The following is a 14620-nucleotide window of genomic DNA, read 5'->3' on the forward strand; positions in this document are numbered from 1 at the left end:
GTGGTTGAAATTATTATTTTGCCAGTTCCAGCAAAGTGGTGTCGTAATTGAAGACAAGGGCAATGCTCTGGCGGCCGGCGGGGAGCTTGACCAGTTGTTCTTCTTTGGCCGGACGTTCAAGAACAATTTCGTTTTCGATCTTTTTGAGCAGCAGGTGATCATCCCAGCAGTCAATAGCGAAGCTGGCCCCGTCCTTGCATTCTTCCAGTTCAAGTTTCATCCGGATGGGTGGGCTGATTTCCGCCAGCCGGGCAGCAAATTTACGCTGCTCTTCCTGGCGCTGTTTTTTTTCCGTGATCAACCGGGTCACCGGCAACACATTTTCCAGGCCCAGGTCGTAGAGAGTGTTGGAAATTTCCAGGTGCAGGTCTTTTTCTTCTTCTTCCGGGCAGTGCATGTATTGTTGTGTCAACCGGAGTATGGCGTCCTGCGCGTAACGTTCCGTGCCGCTGGCCGCCGGCTGGTGGTTGACGTTTTTTTCCTTAAGATGGGCCGACAGGGTCTTTTGCAGTTGTTCGTCGGTCCGCTTGATCTGTTGTCGGCTGGCGGCCAGGTTGGCCAGCAGGGAGCGGCGGTGCTGGAAGATGTTGCGGCCGGAAAAGTCGCAGCTGTCTGGGCCGCAGCCATGTGCGCGCAGAGTGTCGTTACCCAGCAACAGCCGGTTGCGGCCGGAAAGCAGGATTTTATGGCCGGTGAAGCTGTGGCGGGCGTGCAGTCTGGCATTCATCATGGTGGCGATCAGTTGGCCGTTGCCGATGATAATCTCCGGGGCGTACAGAGCACCTTTTTGGATTGAGCGATTAATGGTGATCGGCCCCGAGGTTGCCACCAGGTATTTGTCGTCGGCCTGATTGACCATTTCCGCCACGATCTCGGCGCCGTACACCTTGCCCTGGACCAGCTCCGCCACTTTAATCAGGCCGCCGGTTTTGGCCTCAAAGGCGCTGGGAATGGTGCGAAATTCGGCCACGTCCAGGTCCAGGGCCTGCTCCCGGTCGCTGCCGCCACCGGCCTTAACATGACCCCCGGCCCGGAAACCCACTTCGTCCAGGCGCAGATCACGCTCCACCTCGATATAGCGCAGATTTCCTTCGCCGTCGTAGCGGGTTCTTACCATGCCGTTGAGGGCAGAAAAGAGCCTGATCTTCCCCCGCTCGCTTTCCTGCTTTTCGATCCCTTTGCCTAATTCGATGGCATACGGGATGGCAGTGCGGGGTTTGATCACGGCGCCGCGAACGTCGATTCCCGGCTCACCATTGACCCTGCTGTTGTCGATGATGGCCAGCAATTCGCCCTTGGTGGTCTGGGCAAATTCGCCGGTGGTGTAGTGATCGATGCGCCGAGCTTGCTGGCGGGCCCGGCGGGCGGCGGCATAACGCCCTTTTTCCCTTAAAAAGCCGTGAACTCCGTCTTTGGGCGGCACGCCGCTTATTTTCAAGCGGCTCCTGCTGCGGCTGAGGGCAAAAGTTACCTGGCGCTTGTAAGGGCCGGGGTCAGTGGTCACGGCGAAAGAGATTCGGGTGTGGGGGTCTGCCTCCCGGCGTTTGATCTTTTGCAGCAAAGCTTTGATAATTTCTTCCATTTCGCGGAAAATGTTGGATTCGCCAAAGGGAATCTCTTCCAGCTTGCGCAGCCGCAGCTTTTGGGCCACTTCCCGCAGAGAGCGCAGCAGCAGGTCTTGCAGGACCACGGCGCCGTCGGGGGCGGCGGTTATTTCCCCATGATGCTTCTGGTAGAAAGAAGCCGGAGAGGGCATGTTGACGGTAAGCTGGAAGAGGGTGCGGGAGGCCATGCATCATTATCCCCGGTGGCGGGAGGGGCGTTTCCTTGAAAAAAATAAAGAAATCGGCACCTTAACAGGGGGGTGGCCCCGCTCCGGTTGAGGTGAGCTTTGTGTTATGTTTGTCTCCTCTAATCAATAAGATATACAACGGAATCGGCGTAAGTCAATCTTTATTGTTATTTTTTCGAAGACCGGGGCCCTGTGATCGCTTACACAAAAGCTCATAGCCCGGTTGGCCGGCAGAGATTTTCCTCCCGGTTGGCTACTCGCCCGCATTTGCGGCAGACAAAACGGGGATTGTTGACCAGTTCCCGGTATTGCTCCGGAGAGTCGGCCAACAAGCCCCCCTTGACCAGCTTGCACAGCCCTTTTGCCGCCGCCTGCTCTTTGTCTTTCTTTTTGCCGCTGTCGCCCATCCGTTTCTCCCTGGTTAGTCGGTGGCGGCGCGCTGGACCTCGGCGCTGATCCCCACCTTGCCGTAGTTGCTGGCCCCGCATTCGTTTTTGCCCAGGTCCATCACATTCGCCTCTTCCGGGCTGACCTTGAGCCAGCCGCCGTTGACCCGCCGGATCTCGGCATAAACCCCGGGCTGAGGGCGCATGTTTTCCTGGATAAACTCGGCAAATTTCTTTTCATGGGGCAGGCGGAAGGCGGTGACCTGACGGCGCAGTTGCCCCAGCCGGCCACAAATCAGCAACTCGTCGTCGGCCTCTTCCCAGGTGGTGTAGTGGCCGGGCAGCACGATGGTGCTGTCATCCAGGTGGCGCAGGCGCAGCATCAGGGTCAGGTACAGCTCGCGGGCCCAGGCTTCCCATTTGCCCCCCAGGTCCGGCCGCCCGGAGGTGTTGACGAAGATGGTGTCGCCGCTGAGCAGATATTTTCCGTCCACCAGAAAGCAGGTGCTGCCCATGGTATGACCCGGGGTGTGCAGGGCCCGAACCTCAGGACCTCCGGCTTTGAAGGCAAAGATTTCGTTGTGGTTAACCTCCTGGTAAGGAAAATCGGCCCCGTCGAAATCCAGTTTGTTGACCAGCATGGTGCAGCCGGTTTCCCGGACCAGGTCAGGGCCGCCGGAGATATAGTCGGCCTGGCGATGGGTTTCAAAGCTGTGGGTGATGACGGCGCCATGGGAGGCGGCCAGTTCGATGTAGGTTTCAATATTGCGGGCCGGGTCGAAGACCATGGCCTCTTTGCCGACGATCAGCAGGTAGCTGCAGGAGGCTTTGCCGGGACGGTTGCACTGGTAAAGGAGATAGGGCGCCTCCGGCGGGGTCACCAGCCGCGGGGCCAGCAGGTTGCCCCAACCCACGATTCCCTGCTGCAGGTAACCGACATCGGTAAAACCATTGTCAACCAACAGGTCGGCCACATATTTGGCTGAACCTTCTTTGGCGCAGACAATGCGAATTTTTTCCCCGGCCGGAATTTTGGCCAGGCTGTCCTGGACATCCTCCATGAAATGGAAATAGGGAATATTGATATAGGGGAAAAAGTTGGGGCCCTCCACGCTCCAGTTGGCGAAATCCTTTTCATTGCGCACATCCAGCAAAACGAAATCCGGTCCCTGGCAGATCTGCGCGAAAAGTTCCCCGGCGGTGTAGGTAAACGGTACAGCATTGCTCATGGCAACCTCCCATAATGGTTAAAAGCGTTTAGTAATTTTTATCGACTTTAGTGCGTTGTGCATATTTCCGCAATAATTATTTGCATTTAATGCTAAATGGCCGAAGGGTATGATCTGTCCCTTTCTGCAATCAATGGTTTCGACAAAATCGTGATGGGTATCTAAGTGTTGATCACCGGTTTATTTCTTCGGCCCGGCCGGTTCAATGTTATTTGGTTGTTGCACCGGGGTGGGGGCCGCGAAACCCGGTAGCGACTCATTGTCGGCAGTTCTGCCGACAAAAACAGACTAAGCTCGGCGGGCATCCATGCCCGCCTCCGAGGCGCCCTCCGCCTCCTGCGCGTCCATGCGCCCGGCGGCGGGCGAACCCGTCGCTACCGGGTTTCGCGGCCCCCGTCCAGTTCCCAGGCGACTTTGACGTTGCCTTGAGCCCTGCGGGACATTGCTTTTGCTTGCCGCCGGGATATGCTAAACTGTCGGGGTGCCGGGAGGAGCCTGCTCCATGATGCCGGTCCCGTTTTTTCCGATAAATTACCGCTGGCAAGGGTTAATCGATGTTGGAGGAAACCATGAAAACCATCGGCAAATATTTTCTCCATGGCCTGCTTTTTCTGGTGCCGCTGCTGGTGACCCTGTACGTGTTGTACCTGGTGTTTGCCACCATCGACGGGATTTTTCCCTTTACCGTCCCAGGGGCCGGCTTCCTGCTGACCATCGGTTTGATCCTGGCGGTGGGGTTTGTTACTTCCAATTTGCTGGGCCGTGGGCTGGTGCAACTGGTGGATCGGCTCTTTGCCCGCCTGCCGCTGGTGGCTCTGCTGTACACCTCCCTCAAGGATCTGGTAAACGCCTTTGTCGGCGACAAAAAGAGTTTTAACCGGCCGGTGGAGGTGGCCCTGGATGCCGAGGGACAAATCCGGGTAGTGGGGTTCATTACCCGGGAGGACCTGGAAAGATTCGGCCTGAAGGGGCAGTGCGCCGTTTACCTGCCCCAGTCTTACAATTTTGCCGGCAATATGCTGGTGGTGCCGCATGAGCGGGTGCGTCCGATTAATGCCGACCCGGCGGAGGTGATGAAGCTAATCGTCTCCGGCGGGGTGTCGTCGAGATAGGTTGCTTTGCCCCCTTTAGTATAGTTCGTGGCAGAGCGTTGCATGCAGGAAGTTATGCCGGTTTATCAGCTTGATCCCAACCTGGTGCTGTTCCCCCCGCCGCAGGTGGCCCGTTATGACGGTCTGCTGGCGGTGGGGGGTGATCTTTCCCCCGAGCGCCTGCTGCTGGCTTACCGGATGGGGATTTTTCCCTGGTATGGGCCGGGCGAGCCCATTTTGTGGTGGGCGCCGGACCCCCGTCTGGTGCTGTTGCCCGGGGAATTTCACATAAGCCGGCGCCTGGCCCGGAAGCTGCGCCAGGGGCGGTTCAGCTTCAGCACTAATCAGGATTTTGCCGGGGTTATCCGGCACTGCGCCGAAATTGCGCGACCCGGCCAGGAGGGCAGCTGGCTGAGCGAGGAGATGATCGCCGCCTATCTCAGGCTCCATGAACTGGGCTATGCCCATTCGGTGGAGTGCCGGCGGGACGGTCGGCTGGTGGGCGGTGTTTATGGCGTGGCTTTGGGGCGGGTCTTTTTTGGGGAATCGATGTTTTCCCTTGAAACCGATGCCTCCAAGGCGGCCATGGCCCACCTGGTGGCGGCCATGGAAACAACCGGCGGTACCATGATCGACTGCCAGGTTAAAAGCGATCACTTGCTGCGCCTGGGCGCCCGCCTGGTTCCCGGCCCTGTTTTTTACCAGCGACTGGCCCTGGATATCGACGATGAGCAACTGACCTCACCGCCGCCCCCGGCCACGCTTTTGCTGTGACCGTTCACCAAGGGTACTAAGCTGCTGAACGCTTACCTTTTGCTTTGACAAGCCGCGCCGGACTAAGTAAAAGCTCCGGTGCGAACCCTTACCGGCTTTGGTAAAGGACTAAATAGGAGCGACCATCACCCATGAGCAATTACATCGTCCTGGTTAAACAGGTGCCGGATGTGGCCCGGATCACCGACAATGCCTTTGATCCGGACACCGGCAACCTGATCCGTTCCCGGCTGGCCAGCGTGATCAATGAACTGGACGCCCAAGCCCTGGCCTTTGCCTGGCGGATGAAGGAAATATCCGGCGATACCGGGGCCCGGCTTATCTGCCTTTCCATGGGGCCGCCCATGGCCGCCGAGGTGCTGCGTTACGGCCTGAGCCGGGGAGCGGACGCCGGGGTGCTGCTCACCGACCGGGCCCTGGGCGGGGCCGACACCCCGGCCACCGCCAATCCTCTGGCCCACGCCATTAAAAAGATCAAGGCGGAAATGCTGGCCGATGATGACGACTATTTTGTGGTGGCCGGCATGCAGTCGGTGGACGGCGACACCGCCCAGGTGCCGCCCCAGATTGCCGAAGAACTGGGGATCGGCTGTATTCCTTACGCCACCGAGGTGGAGTTTGTCGATGGCCGTTTCCGCTTTCACCACATTATCTCCGGCGGCAGCCAGGTGGTGGAAGCCCGGCGCCGGCCGGCGGTGATCACCGTCGCCCAGTACGATTACACCCTCTATGCCTCCTTTGCCGCCACCCGCCAGGCCAACCGCAGTGAGCTGGTGCAGTGGGGGGCCGATGACGTCAAGCCCACCGCCATGGGTGGCAGCGGTTCCAAAACCCGGGTGATCCGGGTTTTTCCGCCGCCCAAAACCAACCGGCTGGGGCGGCAACTGCACTCGGTGGCCGAACTGGCCGGGGTGCTGCGCGAAACCCTGCACCAACAGTCGCGCCCCGGCGATGAAGGGCGGCAAGGCCCCGAGCCTGATTATCTGCTGCCCTCCCGACGGTCCTTCTGGTTTGACCGCCCCTTTGAAGGGACGGCCAAGGAGTGCGACGACTTTGCTCAACTGGCGTCGATCCTGGTCGAACTGGGAATCAAGGAGCCGGGGCAAATCACCGAGCAGGTCAAGGAACAGGTGCTGGCGGCGGAAAAATTGTCGCTTTCCCCGAAAGTGGCGGCCACCATGCTCGACGGTCTGGGGCAACAGGAAACGGCCTACCAGGGTGAGGTCTGGGTGATGGCCGAACACGAGGAGGGGGCGCTCAATGCCGCCACCTTCGAGCTGACCGGCAAAGCCCGGGAACTGGCGGATTCTCTTGAGGTGCCGCTGGGAGTGGTGCTGGCCGGAGATGGGGTGCGGGAGCTGGCGCCGGAGCTGATCGCCGCCGGGGCCGACAAGGTATATCTGCTGGAACACCCGTTGCTGGAGGAGTTTGACCCTTTGAGCTACCGCAAGGCGGTGGCCGAACTGTTTGCCGTGCATCGGCCCCAGATTCTGCTTTACGGCGCCACGCCCCAGGGGCGGGTACTGGCGCCCATGGTGGCCTACCGAACCGGCTGCGGGCTGACCGCCGACTGCACCGAGCTGACCATCCGCGACATCAGCCGCCAGGGGCAGCTGGCGGTAATGATGCAGACCCGGCCGGCTTTGGGAGGAAACATCATGGCCACCATCTGCAGCCGCAACTCAAGCTGCCAAATGGCCACCGCCCGTCCCGGGGTGATGCAACGGCGACCGGCGGACCCCGCTCGCCGGGGCGAAATTATCACCCACCAGGTGGAGTTGACTGAAGAAGACCTGGGGCTGGCAATCATCGAGCGTGCCGCCGGTGGCGAAAAGGTGGACTTTGCCTGCGATATTCTGGTCGGCGGCGGCAAGGGCCTGGCCAGCCGGGACAATTTCGTGCGCCTGCTGGATGAGTTGAACGCGGCCCTGACGGCAAAATTTAAGGTCAAGGTCGGCAAAGGGGCCTCCCGGGCGGCGGTGGAGCAGGGTTTTATTGCGCGGGCCTTCCAGGTAGGACAAACCGGCACCGCCGTGGGCCCCAAGGTTTACCTGGCGGTGGGGATTTCCGGGGCCATCCAGCACATGATCGGAGTGGCGGCCAGCGGCACCATTATCGCCATCAACGCCGATCCGGCCGCGCCGATTTTCAAACAGTGCGATTATTACCTGGTGGGCCGGGCCGAGCAGGTGATCCCCGAACTGATTGTAACTTTGTAAGCGAACAGCCGCACCGCAGGTTCGGGCAAGCAGCCAAGCTTACGTACAGGGGGTACGCTGCGCTTGGCTGCAAGACCTAACCTGCGGCACGGCTGTTCGCTTACGGCCCGTTATAACTGTAGGTTAATACCCCTGGTGAACGGTTATGCTACTTTGTAGCTGTTTGCCGCCAGGGCATTCCTGCAAGCATGCACCTGAAGATAACCCCAAAGACTGACACAAAGGCATGGCCATGAATGACAACCCGCAGGATTACCGTAAAGTGGATGTGTTGATCGTCGGCGCCGGGCCGGCGGGGTTGGCGGCGGCCATTGCCGCCAAGCATCGGCGCCCGGAACTGGCGATCTGCGTCATCGACAAGGGGGCGGCCCCGGGTAACCACGCCCTTTCCGGGGCGGTGCTGGAGCCCGGTGCCCTGGCCCGCTTGCTGGATCCGGTGCGCCCCGGCTGGCAGGAAAGCGATGAAGCCGGGGCGGTGTTGCTCGCCCGGGTGGAGAGCGATGACGTGCTTTGGCTGCCCGGCCACCGCCGGGCCGTGTCGTTGTTGCCGTTGCTTAAAACCGCCCGGCTGCTGGGTCTGGGCTACGGCCGGATGATCCATGGCGGCGATTACATCTGCTCGGTGAGCCGGCTGGCGGCCTGGCTGGGTAAAATCGCGCAGGAGCTGGGGGTTGAGGTGCTGCCCGGTTTTGCCGCTGCCGATCTCCTCTGGGATCAGGGAGCCGGGCGGGCTGCCGGGGTGAAACTGGTGGACCAGGGCCGTGACAAGGAGGGTCGGCCCCAGCGCAACTTTTTGGCCGGTGAGACCATCAGTGCCGATTTTATTCTTTTGGCCGAGGGTTGCGACGGCCTGCTCAGTGAAAAATTTATCACCATGGCCGGGCTGCAGCGTGCCGGGGAGCAGCTTTATTCCCTGGGGGTCAAGGAGTTGATCCGGGTCAGTGACGAACAGTACGCCAAATTCGGTGATCGTCGGGTGGTGCACGCCATGGGCTTTCCTCTTTGGACCCCGCTGAGCGGCCCCGATGTTTTTGGGGGCGGGATCATGTACCCCATGGGGGAAAACCGGATCGCCGTGGGGATTATCGCCGGGCTTGATTATCGCTACCACGATTTCAACCCCCAGAACGCCTTGAGCCTGTTCAAGGAACATCATTACGTCAAGCAATTCATCGACGGCGGCACCCTGGTGGAAACCGGGGCCAAGATGATTCCCGAAGGCGGTTGGGAGGCGGTGCCCCGCTGCCCGCAAAACGGCACTGTCGGCAAGGGCAACGTGGTTCTGCTGGGGGATGCCGCCGGCCTGGTCAACATGTTGAAAATAAAGGGGCTGCACAACGCCATCGAATCGGGCCTGGCCGCCGCCGAAGCCCTGGCGGCCAACGGGAGTCCGGAAAAGCTGGCGGCGGCTTACACCGCTGCCCTGGAGCGGGCGGGGGTGGTGCGGGAAATGGCGGCGGCCCGTAATTTTCGCCAGTGTATCGCCCGTTTCGGTACCACGGCGGGTCTGCTGCTGGCCGCCGCCGGCCGGTTGCTGCCCCGCTTTAAAATCAAGCCCGACTACACCCATCTGCAAAGGGAAGCCTTTCCCCGCCGGGCGCCGGCACCCTACGATAAGGACACCTTCACCGCCCTGGCCCGCACCGGTCACCGGGAAGAGGAACCCTGCCATCTGCTGATCGGTGATGAAGCCTTGTGCCGCGACCATTGCCTGGCAAAATTCAATGCCCCCTGCATCACCTTTTGCCCCGCCGGGGTGTATGAAAAAATCGGGCCGCAGCCCCGGCCGGCCAACCCCTCCAACTGCCTGCATTGCAAGACCTGCCAGCGCAAGTGCCCCTTTGATAACATCCGTTGGACGGTGCCGGAGGGTGGCGAGGGCCCTCGCTACACCACCATGTAGCAGCTTGCCGGGGGGTAGAACAGGATGGGAATTTTAGAACAGCTTGATATCTGGCGGCTGCTGGCCGGCCTGGGAATTTTTCTGTTCGGCATGTACATGCTGGAGGAATCCATCCGTCTGCTGGCCGGCCGCGCCTTCAAATCGCTGATCCGGCGTTACACCGGCACCCGCCTGCGGGGGATTGTCGCCGGGGCGGTGAGTACCTCGATTCTGCAGAGCTCTTCCGCCGTTTCCCTGATGGTGCTGGCCTTCACCGGGGCCGGGCTGATGACCCTGGTCAATGCCCAGGCGGTGATGATCGGGGCCATGGTGGGCACCACCATGACCACCTGGATCGTGGCGGTTTTCGGTTTTAAGATCAAGATCGAGGCCTTTGCCCTGCCGATGATCGCCGTCGGCGGCCTGGGCTTGATCCTGTCGGCCAACTCTCCGCGCTATGTCAATCTTTGCAAGCTGCTGGTGGGCTTCGGCTTTCTCTTCCACGGCCTGGACTTTATGAAGAGCAGTGTGGAGGGAGTGGCCGCGGCCATCGATATCGCCGCCCTGCCGGATCTGGGCCTGTGGATTTACCTGTTGGCCGGCCTGCTGATGACGGTGATCATGCAGTCATCCTCGGCCACCAATGCCATTACCCTGACCATGCTCTTTAGCGGCGTGGTGGATTTCAGTGGTGCCGGGGCCATGGTGATCGGGGCCAACGTGGGCACCACAGTCACCGTGTTGATCGCCTCGTTGGGAGGGATTGCGGTGAAAAGGCAGGCGGCCTTGGGGCAGCTGATCTATATCAGCACCACCGCCCTGGTGGCTTATACCCTGTTGCCGCTGCTGACCTGGCTGGTGCTGGAGCAATTCCGTTTCGCCGATAACCCGGTGCTGGGGCTGGCCCTTTTTCATACCCTGTACAACGTCGTGGGGGTAATGGTTTTCTTTCCGCTCATTCCCCGGGTGACGGCCTTTGTCCGCCGTCGTATTCCCGAACCGGTGCCGTTGCACCTTACCCTTTACATTACCAAAACCAGTCCCGAGGTTCCCGAAGCGGCCATTGAGGCGCTGCGCAAGGAGGCCATTAACCAGGCTCGCTGCAGCATGGATTTTGTACGGATGATTTACGGTATCGACCCCAAGGGGCGCACCCGGGGGCGCGTTACCTACGATGACCTGGAAAGGATGCATGCGGAAATTTTTACCTTTTATGCCAGGATTCAGACCCAGCAGATGGAAGAGGCGGAGGCCCGCAGGCTGGAGCCCTACATCCGGGCTTCCCGCAGCATCATGAACGCCACCAAGAATTTCTTTGAACAAAACCAGGAGATTGATGAACTGCGGCGGGAGGACCAGCGCTTCATGCATGAGGCCTGGCAGCGTTTTCTCGCCCGGTTGCAGAACATCGGCAAGCTGGTGGAAAATATCGGCGAGGAGCCCGAGGTTGATCACACCGCCCTGCTGGAGCAGAGTTTTGCCGCCGTGGAAGAAGAGGATAGGAATTTCATCCGGGCCTGTGCCACCGAGGTGGCGTCCAGGCGGTTGCAGGAAAACGAGGTTACCCGCCTTTTGATGAGCAACCGGCTCTTTACCCAGTCCTGCCGGATGCTGGTGTTAAGCCTGCAAAGCCTGAACCTGGCTGTGGCCGCCCCGGAGCAGGAAACCTGAAGATCGGAAGTGGGCTGCGGGGCGCTCCAATCGGTGCGGTAGCGCCCCGTATAATTTGCTTTTTATTTCCAGGAAGGGAAAGCAATAGTGAGCGAAGATTTATCCCCTTTTTCTTTCAGCTTCACTTTAAGGTCAAGGCTGCCGGCGCGCAGGCCCAGCGCCAAGGGCAATTCACCGCCCTCTTGGTCAAAGTGCAGAATCCGGCGGATGGTGGCGACCATGCCCTCCCACACTGATCCGGCGGGGGCGGGCAGCTTTATTTTTTGCTCCCCTTTCAGTTCCGCTTCAATGCTGCCGTCTTTATCCCTTTTGAGTTTAAGTTTGTCGGCCTTTTCAGTGATGCCGTACATAATGGCCAGGGCCAGATACTTGACCGCGTTTTCTTCCGGCTCGCTTTCCGGCCCGGCCGCCATCCTGGCCAACTCGACGGCATAGTCGGTGTCCAGGTAACAGTCGCACATCTCCTGCAGTTTCAGGTGCAGGTTGGGATCTTTAATTTGCATGTTTTTTCTCCTTTTTCCTTGCTTGATAACAAAAGATACGGTTGGTCTTCTGGTTTAAGTTGGTGGTTCCATTATGTAATGTTGACCGTCGGTGCTGATGAAATGGACTCCGGCCAGTTTTGGCAGTCCTGCTATCTTCCACGCCTTTTCAGGATTAATAAATTCGTCGCTGACACAATTGCGGGGTTGGTCGACATTTTTGCATACATAGTTAAGGATCGGAAAGGCCTTGAACTTCATGTAATATGATCGCATGAAACGGATCACCTCCATCATTTCCTCGTCCAGTTGTTCGATGCCTTCACGGGCGGCCATGGCCCTGGCCACCTCCTCGGTCCAGTCTTCAAGATTTACCAGGAATCCCTGATCGTCGATTTCGACGCTGCCGCCGGAATAAGTCAGTTGTGCCATTGGGGGTCTCCTTAATTTTCTTGATGAGGTTTGCAGCTTGATCGGCGCCGGCAACCGGGGCCGGGCCGACCGGCCTATGATGGTCAGATGATTTAACGATACTGTTGCATAATTTCTTCCAGCTTGGGCCGGGAAACCTCCTGCCGGGCCAATGGCCCGTGCTTGAGGGGCGTAAACTGCTCTTCAAACAGCGGTCGTTGGGTTTGGTAGATAATGCCCAGGGGTAAATTCTCACCGAATTCCAGGGCAACCCGCAGGGCCTGGTCGCGATCGGTGGGATCATGTTCCGGCGGTAGTTCGTAGCAGTGCTCCTGGTACCATTGGAAGGTGTTGATCTTGTTGAAGGAAACACAGGGTTGCAGGATATCCACCAGGGCTGTGCCCCGGTGCTTGATGGCTTTGCTGATCAGCTCGCTGAGCTGTTCCAGCTTGCCGGCGTAGCCCCGGGCTACGAAGGAGGCGCCCATGGTCACCGCCACCGCCAAGGGGTTGAAAGGCGGGGGGAAGGCCCCGTGGGGCTGGGTTTTGGTCACCATCCCCTGCTGGGAAGTGGGACTGGCTTGGCCCTTGGTCAGTCCGTAAACCCGGTTGTCGTGGGCCAGGATAGTAAGATCTAGGTTGCGGCGCAGGGCGGCGAGAAAATGGTTGCCGCCTTCGCCGTACAGGCAGCCATCGCCGCTTTCGGCGATCACCGTCAGTTCCGGGTTGGCCAGCCGGGCGCCGATGGCCGCCGGCAAACTGCGGCCATGCAGGCCGTTGAAGACGTTGGCCCGCAGATAATGGGGTGCCTTGGCCGCCTGGCCGATGCCGGAGACCAGCAGGACTCGGTGGGGAGGCAGGTCGCAGTTGACCAGGGCCTGTTTTAAGGCGTTGAGAATGCCGAAGTTGCCGCAGCCCGGGCACCAGGCGGTTTCATACTTGCCGTAATCTTCAATGGTAGTCATCTTTGCTCCTTTACGCGGCAGCTGATTTCTCCAGATGTTCAAGGAGGTAGCCGGCGGTAAAAGGGAGGCCGTCATAACGGTTGATCCGACGGTCAATGGCAAAGCCAGTTTCGCGCCGGATCAGCCGGGCAAATTGGCCGGTGGCGTTACCCTCGATACAGACCACCTGGCCGGCGGCCTGGAGAATATCCAGGAACTGTTCCGGGACCAGAGGCCACACCTGTGAAAAATGCAGGGTGGCAACCTCCTGGCCTTGGCCGCGCAGGATCTCGGCGGTTTCCCGCACCGGCCCGAGGCTGGAGCCCCAGCAGACCAAGAGCAGTTCCGCCCCCCGGGCTCCATTCAGGGTGGGGGCCAAGGCCTGCCGCTTGAGCAGTTCCAGTTTACCCAACCTTTTTTCCACCATGGCCTTGCGCAGCCCGTAATCCTCGCTGAGATGGCCCTCTTCGTTGTGCTCGTCGCTGTCGGCCACCACCAGGTGCTCCGACAGACCAGGCAACAAGCGGGGGGAAAGGCCGTCCGGGGTAAGATAATAACGCCGGTAGGGAGGGACCACTTTTTGTGGATCGCTGCCGGCCCTGACCGGGGTAACGGTATCGCCGTCAAAAGGGGTCACCGGCCGGGAAGAGTCGGCCAGAAACTGGTCGGTCAGCAGGAAAACCGGCGACTGGGTGTGCTCGGTCAAGCCCAGGGCCCGGGCGGTCAAGGACCAGCATTCTTCGATGCTGCCCGGCGCCAAAATGGCCCGGGGGAATTCACCGTGGCCGGCGTGGAGGACAAACTCCAGGTCCGCCTGCTCGGTGCAGGTGGGCATGCCGGTGGCCGGTCCCGGCCGCTGGCCCACCACCACCAGCACCGGGGTTTCGGTCATCGCCGCCAGGCTGACCCCTTCGACCATCAGGGCAAAACCGCCGCCCGAGGTGGCCACCATGGCCGGCGCCCCGGCATAGGAGGCGCCGATGGCCATGTTGATGGCGGCGATTTCATCTTCGGCCTGCTCGACAATGCAGCCCATGGTGTCGGCATGGCTGATCAATTCGATCACGATGGAGGTGGCCGGGGTCATGGGGTAAAAAGCACAGAACTTGAGGCCGCCGGCCAGGGCGCCCAGGGCTATGGCCTGGTTGCCGGTAAGCAGCAGCCGTTTGGCGGCGCCGGTGCTGCGGTCGGCGAGGGTGAAGGGGTGTTCCGGGACATGCTGCCCGGCCCATTCCCGGCTTTTCTTCATGACCTTGCGGTTTTCGGCCAGCACTTCCGCTTGTTTGTGGCCAAACATCTCGTCTACCGCCTGTTGCAGTGGCTCCGTCGGCAACCCCAGGATCTGGCCGAGCAGGGCCAGGGCGGCGGTGTTCCAGAGTTTCTCCGGCCCCAGTTGGGCAAAGGGCACCGGTATGGCCCCCGCGGTGTTGGGGGCCGTATTGGCATCGGCGATGATCAGTGCTCGTTGGGTCAACTGGGCCTGGTGCAGTTCCACGGTTTCGGCGTTGAGGGCCACCAGGATGTCGATGTTGTCCCTGGAGGCGGCCAAGGGGGCCGGGCCTACGCGTAGGGCAAAAGTATTATGCCCCCCACGAATCCGGGAATGATAGCTCTGGCTGGTGAATATCTCCCGGCCCGAACGTACCAGGGCCTTGGCCAGCAACTGGCCGATGGTCACCAGTCCCTGGCCGGCTTCGCCACCGATGAGAATCTGGATGTCCTGTGACATATTCCGCCTG

12 protein-coding genes are annotated in these 14620 nt (G+C 60.2%); 5 read left to right on the top strand and 7 right to left on the bottom strand.

The window, feature by feature from the left end; genetic code table 11:
- Positions 1 to 13 precede the first annotated feature (13 nt).
- The 3 genes from DAAHT2_RS00995 to DAAHT2_RS01005 all read right to left on the bottom strand — a co-directional run bounded on the left by DAAHT2_RS00995 (position 14) and on the right by DAAHT2_RS01005 (position 3407).
- Positions 14 to 1792: a flagellar assembly protein A gene (locus DAAHT2_RS00995; RefSeq protein ID WP_013162433.1), complete on the bottom strand. Its 1779-nt coding sequence runs from the start codon at positions 1790 to 1792 to the stop codon at positions 14 to 16.
- Between the two features lie 212 nt (positions 1793 to 2004).
- A complete protein-coding gene (locus DAAHT2_RS01000; RefSeq protein ID WP_013162434.1) occupies positions 2005 to 2199 on the bottom strand; it encodes a hypothetical protein in 195 nt (64 codons plus the stop codon).
- 14 nt (positions 2200 to 2213) lie between these two features.
- Positions 2214 to 3407, bottom strand: a complete 1194-nt coding sequence (locus DAAHT2_RS01005; protein ID WP_013162435.1) for an MBL fold metallo-hydrolase — start codon at positions 3405 to 3407, stop codon at positions 2214 to 2216.
- Between the two features lie 569 nt (positions 3408 to 3976).
- Here DAAHT2_RS01005 and DAAHT2_RS01010 point away from each other — a divergent pair.
- The 5 genes from DAAHT2_RS01010 to DAAHT2_RS01030 all read left to right on the top strand — a co-directional run bounded on the left by DAAHT2_RS01010 (position 3977) and on the right by DAAHT2_RS01030 (position 11044).
- Positions 3977 to 4519: a DUF502 domain-containing protein gene (locus DAAHT2_RS01010; protein WP_013162436.1), complete on the top strand. Its 543-nt coding sequence runs from the start codon at positions 3977 to 3979 to the stop codon at positions 4517 to 4519.
- A gap of 54 nt (positions 4520 to 4573) precedes the next feature.
- Positions 4574 to 5272, top strand: a complete 699-nt coding sequence (gene aat / locus DAAHT2_RS01015; RefSeq protein ID WP_049824433.1) for a leucyl/phenylalanyl-tRNA--protein transferase — start codon at positions 4574 to 4576, stop codon at positions 5270 to 5272.
- 131 nt (positions 5273 to 5403) lie between these two features.
- Entirely contained in the window at positions 5404 to 7491 is a 2088-nt protein-coding gene (locus tag DAAHT2_RS01020) for an FAD-binding protein (RefSeq protein ID WP_013162438.1), read from the top strand.
- Between the two features lie 232 nt (positions 7492 to 7723).
- Positions 7724 to 9394 (top strand): electron-transfer flavoprotein:ubiquinone oxidoreductase, encoded by a 1671-nt coding sequence (locus DAAHT2_RS01025; protein WP_013162439.1) that lies wholly within the window; start codon positions 7724 to 7726, stop codon positions 9392 to 9394.
- Positions 9395 to 9418: 24 nt separating this feature from the next.
- Positions 9419 to 11044, top strand: coding sequence for a Na/Pi cotransporter family protein (locus tag DAAHT2_RS01030; protein ID WP_013162440.1), 1626 nt, complete (start codon positions 9419 to 9421; stop codon positions 11042 to 11044).
- A 62-nt stretch (positions 11045 to 11106) separates the two neighbouring features.
- Here DAAHT2_RS01030 and DAAHT2_RS01035 read toward each other — a convergent pair whose 3' ends face one another.
- The 4 genes from DAAHT2_RS01035 to DAAHT2_RS01050 all read right to left on the bottom strand — a co-directional run bounded on the left by DAAHT2_RS01035 (position 11107) and on the right by DAAHT2_RS01050 (position 14610).
- The gene (locus tag DAAHT2_RS01035) at positions 11107 to 11547 is read right to left on the bottom strand and encodes a hypothetical protein (protein WP_013162441.1); all 441 of its coding nucleotides are present in this window, start codon (positions 11545 to 11547) and stop codon (positions 11107 to 11109) included.
- Between the two features lie 54 nt (positions 11548 to 11601).
- Positions 11602 to 11958 carry a TusE/DsrC/DsvC family sulfur relay protein gene (locus DAAHT2_RS01040; RefSeq protein WP_013162442.1) on the bottom strand — a complete coding sequence of 119 codons (357 nt, stop codon included), beginning with the start codon at positions 11956 to 11958 and terminating at the stop codon, positions 11602 to 11604.
- A gap of 92 nt (positions 11959 to 12050) precedes the next feature.
- Positions 12051 to 12902 (bottom strand): thiamine pyrophosphate-dependent enzyme, encoded by an 852-nt coding sequence (locus tag DAAHT2_RS01045; protein ID WP_013162443.1) that lies wholly within the window; start codon positions 12900 to 12902, stop codon positions 12051 to 12053.
- 10 nt (positions 12903 to 12912) lie between these two features.
- The gene (locus DAAHT2_RS01050; protein ID WP_013162444.1) at positions 12913 to 14610 is read right to left on the bottom strand and encodes a 2-oxoacid:acceptor oxidoreductase subunit alpha; all 1698 of its coding nucleotides are present in this window, start codon (positions 14608 to 14610) and stop codon (positions 12913 to 12915) included.
- Between the last annotated feature and the right edge of the window lie 10 nt (positions 14611 to 14620).

The organism is Desulfurivibrio alkaliphilus AHT 2 (genome assembly GCF_000092205.1).
In the GTDB taxonomy this organism is placed as follows: Bacteria; Desulfobacterota; Desulfobulbia; order Desulfobulbales; family Desulfurivibrionaceae; genus Desulfurivibrio; species Desulfurivibrio alkaliphilus.